The sequence below is a fragment of the Afifella sp. YEN Y35 genome, assembly GCF_047553465.1.
GTDB classification, from domain to species: Bacteria; Pseudomonadota; Alphaproteobacteria; order Rhizobiales; family Afifellaceae; genus Afifella; species Afifella aestuarii.
Genome location: NZ_CP180203.1, coordinates 3,047,983 through 3,061,449, shown reverse-complemented (window position 1 = coordinate 3,061,449; position 13,467 = coordinate 3,047,983). Strand labels below are relative to the sequence as shown.

Annotated in this window: 15 protein-coding genes and 1 tRNA gene; 12 read left to right on the top strand and 4 right to left on the bottom strand. The window is 64.4% G+C overall.

Going from position 1 to position 13,467, the window contains the following annotated elements; genetic code table 11:
• Nucleotides 1-56 precede the first annotated feature (56 nt).
• From ACK8CP_RS14645 to ACK8CP_RS14595, 11 genes are all read left to right on the top strand, one after another.
• Complete coding sequence (locus ACK8CP_RS14645) at nucleotides 57-944, top strand: methylated-DNA--[protein]-cysteine S-methyltransferase (protein ID WP_414834273.1); 888 nt, start codon at nucleotides 57-59, stop codon at nucleotides 942-944.
• Between the two features lie 78 nt (nucleotides 945-1,022).
• The gene (locus ACK8CP_RS14640) at nucleotides 1,023-1,688 is read left to right on the top strand and encodes an O-methyltransferase (RefSeq protein WP_414832310.1); all 666 of its coding nucleotides are present in this window, start codon (nucleotides 1,023-1,025) and stop codon (nucleotides 1,686-1,688) included.
• Between the two features lie 141 nt (nucleotides 1,689-1,829).
• Nucleotides 1,830-2,384 carry a NifU family protein gene (locus ACK8CP_RS14635; protein WP_128290332.1) on the top strand — a complete coding sequence of 185 codons (555 nt, stop codon included), beginning with the start codon at nucleotides 1,830-1,832 and terminating at the stop codon, nucleotides 2,382-2,384.
• A 45-nt stretch (nucleotides 2,385-2,429) separates the two neighbouring features.
• Nucleotides 2,430-3,167 carry a tRNA (adenosine(37)-N6)-threonylcarbamoyltransferase complex dimerization subunit type 1 TsaB gene (gene tsaB / locus ACK8CP_RS14630; protein WP_414832309.1) on the top strand — a complete coding sequence of 246 codons (738 nt, stop codon included), beginning with the start codon at nucleotides 2,430-2,432 and terminating at the stop codon, nucleotides 3,165-3,167.
• On the top strand, nucleotides 3,164-3,643 hold the full coding sequence (locus ACK8CP_RS14625; RefSeq protein WP_414832308.1) for a GNAT family N-acetyltransferase: 480 nt from the start codon (nucleotides 3,164-3,166) through the stop codon (nucleotides 3,641-3,643). Before tsaB ends, ACK8CP_RS14625 begins: the two co-directional genes overlap by 4 nt.
• Nucleotides 3,644-3,774: 131 nt before the next feature.
• Nucleotides 3,775-4,620, top strand: a complete 846-nt coding sequence (locus ACK8CP_RS14620) for a lysophospholipid acyltransferase family protein (protein ID WP_414832307.1) — start codon at nucleotides 3,775-3,777, stop codon at nucleotides 4,618-4,620.
• Nucleotides 4,621-4,687: 67 nt separating this feature from the next.
• Nucleotides 4,688-6,064, top strand: a complete 1,377-nt coding sequence (gene miaB, locus ACK8CP_RS14615) for a tRNA (N6-isopentenyl adenosine(37)-C2)-methylthiotransferase MiaB (protein WP_414832306.1) — start codon at nucleotides 4,688-4,690, stop codon at nucleotides 6,062-6,064.
• Entirely contained in the window at nucleotides 6,064-7,095 is a 1,032-nt protein-coding gene (locus tag ACK8CP_RS14610; protein ID WP_128290327.1) for a PhoH family protein, read from the top strand. Before miaB ends, ACK8CP_RS14610 begins: the two co-directional genes overlap by 1 nt.
• Before the next feature lie 6 nt (nucleotides 7,096-7,101).
• A complete protein-coding gene (gene ybeY, locus ACK8CP_RS14605) occupies nucleotides 7,102-7,602 on the top strand; it encodes an rRNA maturation RNase YbeY (RefSeq protein WP_414832305.1) in 501 nt (166 codons plus the stop codon).
• Nucleotides 7,599-8,747 (top strand): hemolysin family protein, encoded by a 1,149-nt coding sequence (locus ACK8CP_RS14600; protein WP_414832304.1) that lies wholly within the window; start codon nucleotides 7,599-7,601, stop codon nucleotides 8,745-8,747. Before ybeY ends, ACK8CP_RS14600 begins: the two co-directional genes overlap by 4 nt.
• A gap of 41 nt (nucleotides 8,748-8,788) precedes the next feature.
• A tRNA-Leu gene (locus ACK8CP_RS14595) sits at nucleotides 8,789-8,873 on the top strand.
• Between the two features lie 179 nt (nucleotides 8,874-9,052).
• Here ACK8CP_RS14595 and ACK8CP_RS14590 read toward each other — a convergent pair.
• From ACK8CP_RS14590 to ACK8CP_RS14575, 4 genes are all read right to left on the bottom strand, one after another.
• A complete protein-coding gene (locus ACK8CP_RS14590; protein ID WP_414832303.1) occupies nucleotides 9,053-10,318 on the bottom strand; it encodes an NAD(P)/FAD-dependent oxidoreductase in 1,266 nt (421 codons plus the stop codon).
• A gap of 23 nt (nucleotides 10,319-10,341) precedes the next feature.
• Nucleotides 10,342-11,073, bottom strand: coding sequence for an amino acid ABC transporter ATP-binding protein (locus ACK8CP_RS14585; protein WP_414832302.1), 732 nt, complete (start codon nucleotides 11,071-11,073; stop codon nucleotides 10,342-10,344).
• Nucleotides 11,070-11,726 (bottom strand): amino acid ABC transporter permease, encoded by a 657-nt coding sequence (locus ACK8CP_RS14580; RefSeq protein WP_234629904.1) that lies wholly within the window; start codon nucleotides 11,724-11,726, stop codon nucleotides 11,070-11,072. Before ACK8CP_RS14580 ends, ACK8CP_RS14585 begins: the two co-directional genes overlap by 4 nt.
• An 82-nt stretch (nucleotides 11,727-11,808) precedes the next feature.
• A complete protein-coding gene (locus ACK8CP_RS14575) occupies nucleotides 11,809-12,552 on the bottom strand; it encodes a substrate-binding periplasmic protein (RefSeq protein ID WP_414832301.1) in 744 nt (247 codons plus the stop codon).
• A 270-nt stretch (nucleotides 12,553-12,822) separates the two neighbouring features.
• Between ACK8CP_RS14575 and ACK8CP_RS14570 the strand changes: the two genes are divergently transcribed.
• Entirely contained in the window at nucleotides 12,823-13,446 is a 624-nt protein-coding gene (locus ACK8CP_RS14570) for a cupin domain-containing protein (RefSeq protein ID WP_414832300.1), read from the top strand.
• Nucleotides 13,447-13,467 lie beyond the last annotated feature (21 nt).

Here is a 13,467-nt window from a genome sequence, read left to right as displayed (position 1 = left end):
GGGTGGCAGCGGCGTCGAAGCGCGGTCATCGTACAGCCTGGAGGACCGCTATGACCATGCACAGCCCCCTTGCTTCTTCCATGACGAACCGCGACCCGACGAACCCCGAGGCGGATTACGCAATCGTTTGCGCGGTGATTGCCTATCTCAGCAGGAATTACCGCGACCAGCCGGAACTGGAGGAGATCGCGGCCGAGGTCGGCATGAGCCCGACGCGCCTGCACAAGCTCTTCACGCGCTGGTGCGGCCTGTCGCCGAAGGGGTTTCTGCAGGCGGTCACCCTCGATCACGCCAAGCGGCTTCTCGATCAATCCGCCAATCTTCTCGACGCGAGCTACGAGCTCGGGCTTTCGGGCCCTGGGCGCCTGCACGATCTCTTCGTCACCCACCACGCCATGACGCCGGGTGCCTATAAGAGCCGTGGCGAGGGGCTGGAGATCGCCTATGGGTTCCACGCCTCGCCCTTCGGCAAGGCTCTGCTTTTGGTGACGGATTACGGCCTCGCCGGCCTCGCATTCGCCGATCCGGGCGAGGAAGAGGCGACACTTGCCGAAATGACGGGGCGGTTTCCGCAGGCCCGCTATCGCCATGCCCCGGACGCGACGGCGCGCTATGCCGAGCGCGTCTTCGTACCCTCCGCCTGGCGAGCCGAGGAGCCTCTGCGGGTCGTCTTCATCGGCTCCGACTTCGAGGTGCGCGTCTGGGAAAGCCTCCTCAAAATTCCCGTGGGCGCGGCGACGAGCTACGGTGCTTTGGCGAAAAAGCTCGAACGGCCGAAGGCGGCCCGTGCCGTCGGTGCCGCCGTCGGCCGCAATCCGATTTCTTTCGTCGTGCCCTGTCATCGCGTCGTCGGGGCAAAGGGCGCGCTCACCGGCTACCATTGGGGCATCACCCGCAAGCGCGCCATGCTCGGCTGGGAATCGGGGCTCCTCACGAAGGGTTGAAGCCGCCCGCAGGTCTCGCTCGGGCTGGACCTTGGGACAGCCCATCCGCATAGTCTGACGGCCGAGCGGGAGATAACGATGACGACAAAGGAATGGCAGGCGGTCGACAGCTATCTCGAAGCGACCGTTGTGGGGTCGGATGACGCGCTTCGGGCGGCGCTCGCCGCCAACGAGGCGGCCGGGCTCCCGGCGATCGATGTCTCCCCGGCCCAGGGCAAACTCCTTCACCTTCTCGCCCGCATGGCGGGAGCGAAACGCATTCTCGAAATCGGCACGCTCGGCGGCTATTCGACGATCTGGCTGGCCCGTGCCCTTCCGGACGATGGCCGTCTCGTGAGCCTCGAAGCGGCGGAAGAGCATGCGGCGGTGGCGCGCGCCAACATCGCCAGCGCCGGGCTGGCGGAGAAGGTCGAGATCCGTGTCGCCCCGGCGCTCGAGACGCTGCCGCGGCTTGTCGAGGAGGGAGGAGGCCCCTTCGATTTCATCTTCATCGACGCAGATAAGCCGAACAACCCGGCCTATCTGGAATGGGCGCTCAAGCTCTCGCGATCCGGCACCGTCATCCTCGGCGACAATGTCGTGCGCGACGGGCAGGTGAGAGACCCGCAATCCTCCGAGCCGGGTGTCGTCGGCACACGCCGATTCCTGGAGATGATCGGTGATGAGCCGCGCCTCTCCGCGACGGCGATCCAGACCGTCGGTGCCAAGGGATGGGACGGCTTCGTTCTCGCCCTCGTTGCCTGACGGGCTGGCGCTTCGGCAGGTGGATCAGAGGTTTGCCGCGAGATGCTGCTCGTTGCGCCGCCCTTGACGAAGCGGCGCGCCGGGTCCATCTCCCGTCCACGATGTGAAAGCGCGCAATTTGTCGCGTGCGATGAGGTTTCGATGTTCATCCAGACCGAAGAAACGCCCAACCCAGCAACGCTGAAATTCCTGCCCGGGCGGGACGTGCTGCCGGCCGATACGCGCGATTTCCGCACAGCGGAAGAAGCCGCATCTTCGCCTTTGGCGGAACGGATCTTCGCCGTGGACGGCGTCGCCGGCGTCTTCCTCGGCCAGGATTTCATCACCGTCACCAAGGACGATGCTGAATGGCAGCACATGAAGCCGGCCGTCCTCGGCGCCATCATGGAGCATTACCTCTCCGGCGAGCCGGTACTCGCCGACGCGCATGAGGAAGAAGACGGCGACGAATTCTTCGACAATGCCGACAGTGAGACGGTCGGCATGATCAAGGAATTGATCGAGACGCGCGTGCGCCCGGCCGTTGCCAATGACGGTGGCGATATCACCTTCAAGGGCTTCAAGAACGGCGTCGTGTTTCTCAACATGCGCGGCGCCTGCGCCGGCTGCCCGTCGTCGACGGCGACCTTGAAGCACGGCATCGAGAACCTTTTGCGTCATTTCGTGCCGGACGTTCAGGAGGTGCGCCCGGTCTGATCGGGTCAGCCCTTCGCTTTCTTCATCTCGACAGCGATTGCCCCCGTGAGTAGAGCGGGGGTGATGCTTCTCGCCCTCGACACTGCCGGACCTTTTTGCGCCGTCGCGCTCGCGACCCTCGAAGACGGCAAGATCAATTGTCATGCCCGCCGCGAGGTGGAGATCGGCCGCGGTCATGCCGAGCGGCTTTTCCCCTTGATCGAGGAATGCCTGGCTGACGCTTCCGCCACCTATTCCGATCTGACGGCGGTTGCGACCACGCTCGGCCCGGGCTCCTTCACCGGCATCCGCATCGGCGTTGCGGCCGCGCGCGGGCTTGCGCTCGCACTGCAAATCCCTGCCCTCGGCGTCGATGTCCTCGAGGCGCTGTGCGAGGGCGTGCGCCACGGCGAGGCCGCGCATCGTGCGGCGGGTCTCGTCGCAGCGATCCTTGATGCCGGCCGCGGCAACGTCTTCCTGCGCATGGAAGAGATTTCCTCCCGAGAGGAGATCATCGCCTCGCAACGGGAGGTGCAGGATGAGGCGGCCGCCTTTCTTGCGCCTTATGCGTTCGAGGGGCTCGTGCTTTGTGGCGCGGGCGCCAATGGTATTGCGGGGATGCTCGCAGCCGACGGTCTTCCCGCGATCGTCGCCGATGCGCGTCCCTCCGCCGACATCGCCATGGTCGCCCGTCTTGCCCTTTCAGGGCATGCGGTGAGCCCGCCCAGACCGCTTTACCTGCGTCCTCCCGACGCCAAACCGCAGACGGACAAATCCCTGAGACGGCGCCTTAAGACATCATGATTCCCCGTATCGAGATCACCCTGCGCGACGCGACGTCCGAGGACAGCCCGATTCTCGCCCGCATCCACGCCGACGCCTTCCGTCACGCCTGGACCGATGGCGACTTCGCGTCCTTCCTGTCTCAGAATGGCGTGAAGGCGCTGGTGGCGTTCCATACCGGTCGCGTGACGCGTCGGGCGCCGGCCGGCTTCATCCTTTATCGTCAGGCAGCGGACGATTCGGAGGTGCTGACGCTTGCCGTCCTGAACGCCTATCGGCGGCGCGGCATCGCCCAGAGGCTCGTCGAAGAGACGATGCGCCGGCTCTACCACGAGCGGGTGGCGACTTTGCATCTGGAGGTGGAGGCCGGCAACGCGGCGGCCGTCTCGCTCTACCGCAAGCTCGGCTTCGAGGAGGTCGGCAAAAGGCCGGCCTATTATGCCCGCGATGATCACACCCGCCTGCCGGCGCTTGTCATGCGCCGGGACCTCCTCTAGCCGCAGCACCGGAGACAAGCCCATGCAAGACACGCCGCGTTGTCCGCATCCTGCGAGTGCCTGCCGTTGCGGTGGTCTCTCGCTACGCTTGATCCGCGCCGTGCCGGCGCCGATCGCAGGGTAGGGCTCGGATGTTTGCACATCTCCGGCTTGCCGCGGCGGCCTTTCTCTTCCTCCTGTCTCTGCCTTTTGCCATTCCGGCGCAGGCGCTGGGCCTCTGGCTCGGTGGCCGTTGGGCGAAGATCGTGCCGCTGTACTGGCACCGCTTTGTTCTGCGCCTCTTCGATATCCACCTTTTCGTGCATGGGAAGATCGCCGGCGAACGCCCGCTGCTTCTCCTCGCCAATCACATCTCCTGGCTCGATATCCCGGTCTTGAGCGCGATCGCTCCGGTCTCTTTCATTGCGAAGAAGGAGGTGGCCGACTGGCCGCTTTTCGGTCTCTTCTCCAAATTGCAGCGCTCCGTCTTCATCGACCGGGATAGGCGCCATCAGACCGGCAAGGCGGCGGATGAGATCGCGGGGCGTCTCGTCGCCGGGGATGTCATGGTGCTCTTCCCGGAAGGCACGTCCTCCGATGGCAACAAGGTGCTCGCCTTTCGCTCCGCTATCGTCGGCGCCGCCCAGCGCAGTTTTTCGGACGGCCGGCCCGTCACGCTGCAGCCGGTCGCGATCGCCTATACCCGCATGCTCGGCATGCCGTTCGGTCGCCAGCACCGGCATTGGGTCGCCTGGTATGGCGGTATGGATCTCCTGCCGCATCTGAGCCGCTTGATGTCACAGGGCGCGGTCGACGTGCATGTCGCCTTCCTGCCACCCGTAACGATCGCGCGCGACGGCGACCGCAAGCGCGTCACCCGCGCGGCGGGTGCGCTCGTCAAAGAGGTGGTGGCCGAGCTCAATGCCGGCCGCGATCCCCAAAAAGTGATGCGCATGGCCGAAGAAATATCGCTTGAACCTGAGCCTGAAAGGGCCTAGCGAGCGCGGCTCAATTCGGTTAAAGCTGGTATATGATGCGCTTGGCGAGGAGCACGCGCCGTTTTTCATGAACACGGCGAGACGCAAAGTTTTCATCAAGACGTACGGATGTCAGATGAACGTCTACGATTCCGATCGTATGACGGACGTGCTGGCACGTGACGGCTATGATGCTGTCGAGACGGCGGAAGACGCCGATCTTATTGTCCTGAACACCTGCCATATCCGCGAAAAGGCCGCCGAAAAGGTCTATTCCGAAGTCGGCCGCCTGCGCCCCTTGAAAGAGGCGGCGAAGGAGGAAGGCCGGCGCGTGGAGATCGCCATCGCCGGCTGTGTGGCGCAGGCCGAGGGTGAGGAGATCATCCGGCGCGCGCCGATCGTCGATGTCGTCGTCGGCCCGCAGAGCTACCATCGTCTCGGTGCCGCGCTTGCGCGCGCCCGTGAAGGCGGCGCGGCGGTGGAAACCGAATTCCCGGCGGAAGACAAATTCGATCATATCCCCTCGCGGGCGCGCGCCCGTCCCGGGCTTGCGGCCAATCCGGCGGCGTTCCTCACGGTGCAGGAAGGCTGTGACAAGTTCTGCACCTTCTGCGTCGTGCCTTATACGCGCGGCGGCGAATTCTCCCGTCCGGTCGCCAAGATCCTCGCCGAAGCGCGGCGCCTCGTCGGCTCCGGCGTGCGCGAGATCATGCTCCTCGGCCAGAACGTCAACGCCTATCACGGCGAGGCCGAGGACGGGTCCGACTGGTCGCTTGCCCGTCTCGTGCTGGAGCTGGCGGAGATCGAGGGGCTGGAGCGCATCCGCTACACGACCTCGCATCCGCGCGACATGGCCGACGATCTGATCGCCGCCCATCGCGACTGCGACAAGCTGATGCCGTATCTGCATCTTCCCGTGCAGTCGGGCTCCGACAAGATCCTTGCCGCCATGAACCGCCGTCATGGGCGCGAGGAGTATTTCCGTCTCGTCGACCGGCTGCGTGAAGCGCGCCCCGATCTTGCTCTGTCGGGCGATTTCATCGTCGGCTTTCCGGGCGAGAGCGAGGGCGATTTCGCCGCCACGATGGATCTCGTCGCCCGCGTCGGCTACGCCTCGGCCTATTCCTTCAAATATTCCCCGCGTCCCGGCACGCCGGCGTCCGAGCGTGAGCAGCTCGACGAAGCCGTGAAGTCGGAACGTCTGCAGCGCCTTCAGGCGCTTTTGAGCGAGCAGCAGACGCGCTTTAATGCGGCCATGCAGGGCAGGGTGATCGATGTGCTTCTGGAAAAGCCCGGCAGGCGTCCAGGCCAGCTCGTCGGCCGCTCGCCGTTCCTCCAGGCCGTGCATGTCGATGCGCCGGCGCATCTCATCGGCGAGATCGTCTCCGTGAAGGTGGATGAGATCGGCGCCAATTCTCTTTTCGCCAGCCTGATGAGCCCCCCATTGGAAAGGCTTTCCGCCTGATGGCAGTGTCGCGTCCGCGGCCGAAGCGGGAAAGATCCGCGACTTCGGAAGAGATCGAACTCGTCTTCGACGACAACCGTCTGGCGAGTGCTCTTTTCGGCGAATACGACCAGAACCTTGCCCTGATCGAGCGGCGGATCGGCGTCGAAGCCGTCGCCCGCGGCAATGTCGTGCGCCTGATCGGCGAGCCGGACGAGCTGCGTCAGGCGCGCGCCATCCTCAACACGCTCTATCAGCGTCTCCTGGAAGGTCACGACGTGCTGCAGGGCGACGTGGAGGGTGCGATCCGCATGGCCGATACGCCGGGCGCACAATGGTCGCTGCCGAGCCTGGAGACGGGCTCACGCGTTCAGCTTGCCCAGATCGGCACGCGCAAGCGCTCCGTCACCGCCCGCACGCCGCGCCAGGACACGTATATTCGGGCGATGGACCGTTGCGAGCTCATCTTCGGCATCGGTCCGGCCGGCACCGGCAAAACCTATCTCGCGGTCGCCTTCGCCGCCGCCCTTCTGGAGCGCGGCGACATCGAACGCATCATCCTATCGCGCCCCGCGGTCGAAGCCGGCGAGCGGCTCGGCTTTCTGCCGGGCGACATGCGCGAGAAGGTCGATCCCTATCTCAGGCCGCTTTACGACGCCCTCTATGACATGATGGCCGCCGACAAGGTGGAACGGCTTCTCGCTTCCGGCACGATCGAGATCGCGCCGCTCGCCTTCATGCGCGGGCGCACGCTCTCCCATGCCGTCGTCATTCTCGACGAGGCGCAGAACACCACCGCCATGCAGATGAAGATGTTTTTGACCCGTCTCGGCGAGGGGTCGAAAATGGTGGTGACGGGCGACCCGACGCAGATCGATCTCAGGGAAGGCGACATTTCCGGCCTCATGGAAGCGACGCGCATCCTGAACGGCGTGGAAGGCATCGAGATCGTGCGCTTCGGCGCGGAGGACGTTGTGCGCCATGCCCTCGTGCAGCGCATCGTCGACGCCTATGACAAGCAAAGCCGTGCCGTATCCAAGGGCGAGCTCTGAGGACACATGTCTGCCGTTGCGATCGACGTGATTCGCGAGACGGAGGCGTGGCCTCCGCAGACCGAGCTCGACCCGTTGATGGACAAGGCCGTCGGCGCGGCTCTTGCCGTCGCCGGCTGGACGCCGCCTGAAGGCGCCCTTGAACCTGTCGAACTCAGCATCGTCCTGACCGACGATGCGACGATCGCGCGCCTCAATCGGGACTGGCGCGGCAAGGACAAGCCGACGAACGTCTTGTCCTATCCGCAGCCGCCGGGGCCCCTTTTGGGCGACATCGTCTTTGCTTTTGAGACGATCGAGCGTGAAGCCAAAGAGCAGAAGAAAGCTTTTCTCGACCATTTCGCCCATTTACTGGTGCATGGCTGCTTGCATCTGCTGGGCCATGATCACCAAATAGACAGTGAAGCAGAGGAGATGGAAACGCTGGAGAAGGACGCGCTGGCCCGGCTCGGCATTGCCGATCCCTATCGTCAGGCCGATGCTGCCTTTCCGGTCCCAGGATCATGAACGACGACCGATCTCGAAGTCCTGCGGGACTTTCCTACGATGTCTCTGAATCTACGCCCGAAAGTGTGGGAGATCGCCTGCGCGCGACCTTCAAGGTCCTGATCGGCGGCAAGTCGAACGGTTCGGCGCGATCCGAAATCGAGCATGTGCTCGCCGCCGACGAAGTCGACGGAGCAGCCTTCGCGCCGGAAGAGCGCGCCATGCTGCGCGCCGTCCTCAAGCTCGGGGATATGCGCGTCGACGATGTCATGGTGCCGCGTGCCGATATCGACGCGGTCGACCATGACGTGCCGCTCGCGACCGTGCTCATGGCCTTCAAGGAAGCCGGGCATTCGCGCCTGCCCGTCTATCGCGAAACGCTCGATGATCCGATGGGCATGGTCCATCTGAAAGACGTCGTGGGCTGGATGCTGGAGCATGCGCGCAAGGATCTGGAGCAGCCTGAAAGCATGGCTGCGGCCGAGGAGGAGACGGAACGCCGCTTTCGCTTCTCTGCCTCTCTGGATTTCTCGCCCGTCGATCTCAGCCAGCCGCTGCGCTCGTCCGGCATCATCCGCCCCATCCTCTTCGTGCCGCCTTCCATGCCGGCGCGCATGCTCCTGGAGCGGATGCAGGCAGGGCGCACCCAGATGGCGCTCGTCATCGACGAATATGGCGGCACCGACGGTCTCGTGTCGCTCGAAGATCTCGTGGAAACCATCGTCGGCGAAATCGAAGACGAGCACGACGACGAGGAAGACGCCGATATCGCCAAGGTGGCGGAAGGCGTCTTCGTCGCCGATGCCCGCGCCGAACTCGACGAACTGGCCGACGTGATCGGTCCCGCCTTCCAGATGGGCGAGCTCGGCGAGGAGGTCGAGACCGTGGGCGGGCTCATCTATACGCTGCTTGGTCGCATCCCGGTCCGGGGCGAGATCGTCAATGCGCTCGACGGTTTCGAGATCGAGATCCTGGAGGCCGATCCGCGCCGCATCAAGCGGGTCAGGATCCGCGAGCGGCGCAAGGGACGGCTGGTGCAAAGGGTGAAGAGCCGCCAGGCCGCAGACCCCGCTTTGCCGGCCCCGTCGGGTGCCCTGCCGGCCCTTCAGATTGCCGATAAGCCGCGCGCGACGGAAAGTCCGTCATCAAGCGACACTTCCGATTGACTTCACCCCTCGCCAGGGCTTAAGGGGGTGCCCGCTCCCGAGCCCAGGTGGCGGAATTGGTAGACGCGCACGGTTCAGGTCCGTGTGCCGCAAGGCGTGGAGGTTCGAGTCCTCTCCTGGGCACCACATTTCGGGAGGAGCGCCGATTGAGGCGCGCCGGCACCCCGCAAAAGCGTTCTTCCAATGACATTTTTGATGATTTTGCCGCCCTTCGCGGGCGTGAGCGCGGCTTAAGCGCGTGGCTTCAGGTTTGGCGGAGACGCTTGGCGCCCATCCCCACGAACGGGCGCCGAAAGTTGTCGCCCCTACTTCTCGAAAAAATCTCTCAGCCGGTAATAGTTGATCATCGCCGTGGCGTAGATCGGGTGCAGGCCGTGCGCCGGCAAAGGCGTGATGTCGGTGAGCTTCAGCGGCAGGGGTGCTGAGCGGTCGAGAAGATGCGCGCCGATCGCCTGGCCGAGCGAGGTCGCAAGGCCGACGCCGCGGCCGTTGTAGCCGAGTGCCATGGTGAGATTGGGCGCCGGCTGATGCACATGCGGAAGATGATCGCGCGTCATCGCCACGCGTCCGGCCCAGAAATAGTCGATCGCGAGCTCCCGCGTCTGCGGGTAGAGCGTGTGCATGGCCGCAATCAGCCGGCGGTAATGGCCCGGCACTTCCGGAGCGCCGAAGGGGCCGCGCCCGCCGATCATGAAGCGGTTCTCCGGGCCGATGCGGAAATAATTGGCGATGCGCCGGCTGTCCGAGACGACGCTGCGCTCCGGCAGGATCTTGGCGAGAAGGTCCTCGGGAAGCGGTCTGGTGGCGATCTGGATGCTGGTGGCCGGCACCACCGTCGCCTTCAGCTTGGGCCACAGGCTGCCGGTATAGCCGTTGGTCGCTACGACCACCTCATTGGCGCGGAGCTTGCCCCTTGAGCCGACCGCAATCATCCAGCCGCTCTCCGTGCGTGTGAGCGAACGCGCCTCGCTGTCGCCGCAGACGCGCACGCCGGCCGCGATCGCCGCTTTGGCAAGCCCGCGGGCGTAATTGAGCGGGTGCAGGCGCCCGGCGCGGCGATCGATCCAGCCGCCTGCGAAACGCTCACTGCCGGTCTTTTCCGCCATGCCCGCTGCGTCGAGCATGTCCACCGGTGCCCCGCGCCGCTGCCACTCTTCCATGCGGGTGCGCAGAAGCGGCAGGTGGCTCTCTTTGAGCGAGGCCTGGATCCAGCCGTGCTGGGCGGCGTCGCAGGCGATGCCGTGTTTGGCGATGAGCGCGAACGTCGTGTCCGCCGTGCGTCCGGCAAACTCCGTCGTGGCCTCGCCGTAGAGTTTGTCGAGTGTATCGGGATCGTATTTGAGGCCGGGGATCACCTGACCGCCATTGCGCCCGCTCGCGCCGAAGCCCGGCTCGTATGCGTCGATGACGACGACCTTGGCCCCGCCTTCGGCGAGCCTGAGCGCGGTGGAAAGACCCGTAAAGCCCGCGCCGATGACGGCGACATCCGCACTGACCTCGCCGATGAGCGGCGGTGTGTCCGGCGCCGGCGTGGCGGTGGCGGCCCAAAGAGAAGCGACATGTTCTGACATGGCAGTGTCCGAAGGTTCGATGATCAAACCGGATGGGTGACGCGGCGTAGAAAATCCTGGGTGCGTTCGTTCTTCGGCTGCCGCAGCACCTCATCGGCCGCACCTTCCTCGACGATGCGGCCACCGTCCAGGAAAAGCACGCGATCTGCGACTTCGCGCGCAAACAGGATCTCGTGCGTGACGACGAGCATGGTCATGTGCTCTTCCGCCAGCGCCCGCATCACCTGCAGGACTTCTCCGACCATTTCGGGATCGAGCGCCGAGGTCGGCTCGTCGAAGAGGATCGCCTCCGGCTCCATGGCGAGCGCCCGGGCAATCGCCACGCGCTGCTGCTGGCCGCCGGAAAGGGCGGCGGGATAAGCATTGAGCTTGTCGGCGAGCCCGACCCGCGTCAACAGCCGCTTCGCCTTCTCCCGCACCGCCGCCTTGTCCTGCTTCAGGACGTAGCGCGGCCCTTCCATGACGTTCTCGATCGCCGTCCTGTGCGGGAAGAGATTGAAGCGCTGGAAGACCATGGAGACGCGCGTGCGCAGATCGTGGATCGAAGGCGCGGTGACGTCGACGGTCTCGTCGTCGATGCTGATCCGGCCGGCCTGGTAGGTTTCGAGCCCGTTGATGCAGCGCAGAAGCGTCGATTTGCCGGAACCCGACGGGCCGATCAGGCACACGACCTGCCCCTTGTCGATCTCCGCGTCGACGCCCTTCAGGACTTCATGGTCGCCGAAGCTCTTATGGACGTTTTCGAGCTTGATCATCGCGCCGGTCCCATCTTCACCTCGACATAGCGCATGGCGAAATTGAGCGGGACCGTCAGGCACAGATAGAGAAGTGCGACGAGCGTGAAGACGGTCATGTTGTCGAAGGTGGAAGAGGCGAGCATCTTGCCCTGCATGGTGAGCTCGGCGACCGAAATCACCGACACCTGCGAGGAATCCTTCAGAAGCATCACCATGTTGTTGGCATAGGGCGGCACCACGATCTTGAAGGCCTGCGGCAGCACCACCCGGCGCATCATCAAGGGCGTCTTCATGCCGATCGATTTGGCGGCCTCCACCTGGCCCCGGTCGACGGCCTCGATACCCGCCCGGAACGTCTCGCCGATATAGCAGGAATAGGTGAGCGCGAGGCCCGCCACGCCCGCCTGGAAGGCGGTGAGGTCGAGGCCGAATTCCGGCATCACGAAATAGATGTAGAAGAGGACGACCAGGATCGGGATGCCGCGCACGAATTCCACCACGATGCGTGTCGAGATGGAAAGCCAGCGGAGGCCCGACGTGCGAAACAACGCCCAGACCAGCCCGAGCGCGGTGGCAAGCGCCAGCGACAGGAGCGTGACGGAAATCGTCAGCCACATGCCTTTGAGGAGGATGGGCAGGTAGGTTTGCGCACTGACGAAAAAGTCGCTCATGCGAGACCTCGCCGGTGAGGCGGCCCGAAGGCTGCCTCACGCATGAGAAGGATTATCATACCGCGACGTTCGGGAGCATCTCTCACAGGCCGTATTTGGCGAAGATCTTGTCGAGCTCGCCGCTCTCCTTCAGCTTCGCGATCGCTCCATTGACCTTTTCCAGAAGGGCGGGATTTTCCTTGGAGACGGCCACTGCGACATCGCCCTTCTGCATGGGCTCGTAGCCCTGCACGAGGCGCACGCCGAGCTCCGGCTTTTGGGAGACCTGATAGGCGACGATCGGCTTGTCGCCGAAGCCCGCCTTGATGCGCCCGAGCTTCACGTCGCGCATGATGTCGGCGATGGAATCGTAGAGCTTCACCTCGCCGAAGGTGCCGAGAGCCTGAAGCTTGTCGGCAAAGGTCGTGCCGATCTGCGCGCCGACCGTCTCCCCCTTCAGATCATCGAGGGTGTAGTCCGTCGTATCGTCTGCCGCGACGAACATAGCGTCGCCGTAGGAATAGACGGGGGTGGAGAAGTCGACCACCTTCTTGCGCTCGTCGGTGGCGAACATGCCGGCCGAGATGAGGTCGATCTTGCCGCTGGAAAGTGCGGGGATCAGTGCGGAAAACGCCACCACCTTGAACTCGGCCTCGTCGCCGATATCCGCCGTGATGGCCTTGGCGAGATCGACCATCGCGCCCGTCGGCTCTTGGCTGGCCGTGTCGACGAAGGTGAAGGGAACGCCTGTCGTGGTGACGCCGACATTGACGGATTCGGCATAGGCAGGGGCTGCAAACGCCATCGCGAGACCGAAGGCGAGCGAGGCGACGTGTTTCATATCCATGAAATTCCCCATTTATTTCTTCCGCTGTGATCGATAAAAGCGCCGCAACTGAGCGAGGCTTGGCGATCGGACGCGTCAGGAAAACACGCATACGTTCATTATCATGAAATTCGATAAACGCGCAAACCCGCGAACTGAATGATTTTGTGGCAGAGGTCGGCGTGTTCCTTGGCTTCGCGGAGTTGGAATGGCGAAGCTCGCTGCCGAACGGTTTCCCAGAAAGCAGAAATCCCATATTGTGTTCATGGTGATGAAAAAGAGAGCGCACGGATGATGGGTTCGAACCCGCGCGAAGCCCTGGCCGTCCAGGAACTCGACAACGAGCCGGGGGAAGAGGACCGTTCGCTCGGCTCGGCGGTCCGCGAAGCCCGCCGCGGCCGCGGTCTTTCGCTGAAGCAGGTCGCCGACGGCGCCGGAATCTCGGTCGGTCTCTTGAGTCAGATCGAGCGGGGCATTTCTTCGCCTTCCGTGCGGGCGCTGAGGGCGATTTGCAACGTGCTCGACATGCCGGTCTTCACGCTCTTCGGCGACATGGAGGCGAAGTCCGAACTCGAAGCCCGGCGCATCGTTCGTGCGGCTGAACGCCGGCAGGTGGATTTCGGCGCCAAGGGCATGATCAAATCCTTCCTGACGACGAACGAAGAAGGTACGCTCCAGATGATGGAGATCGTCCTGGAGCCTGGCGGCGGCTCGGGCGAGGAAGCCTACAGCCACGATGGCGAAGAGACGGGCGTCGTACTCGAAGGCCGCCTGGAGCTCTTCGTCGACGGCAGCGTCTACCGTTTGAAGGAGGGCGATTCCTTCGCCTTCGAAAGCCGACTGCCGCACCGCTTCCGCAACCTCGCGGAGGCGAGGACGCGCATCCTTTGGGTCACCACGCCGCCGGTCTGGTGAGGGGACGAAGCCCGGCCACCA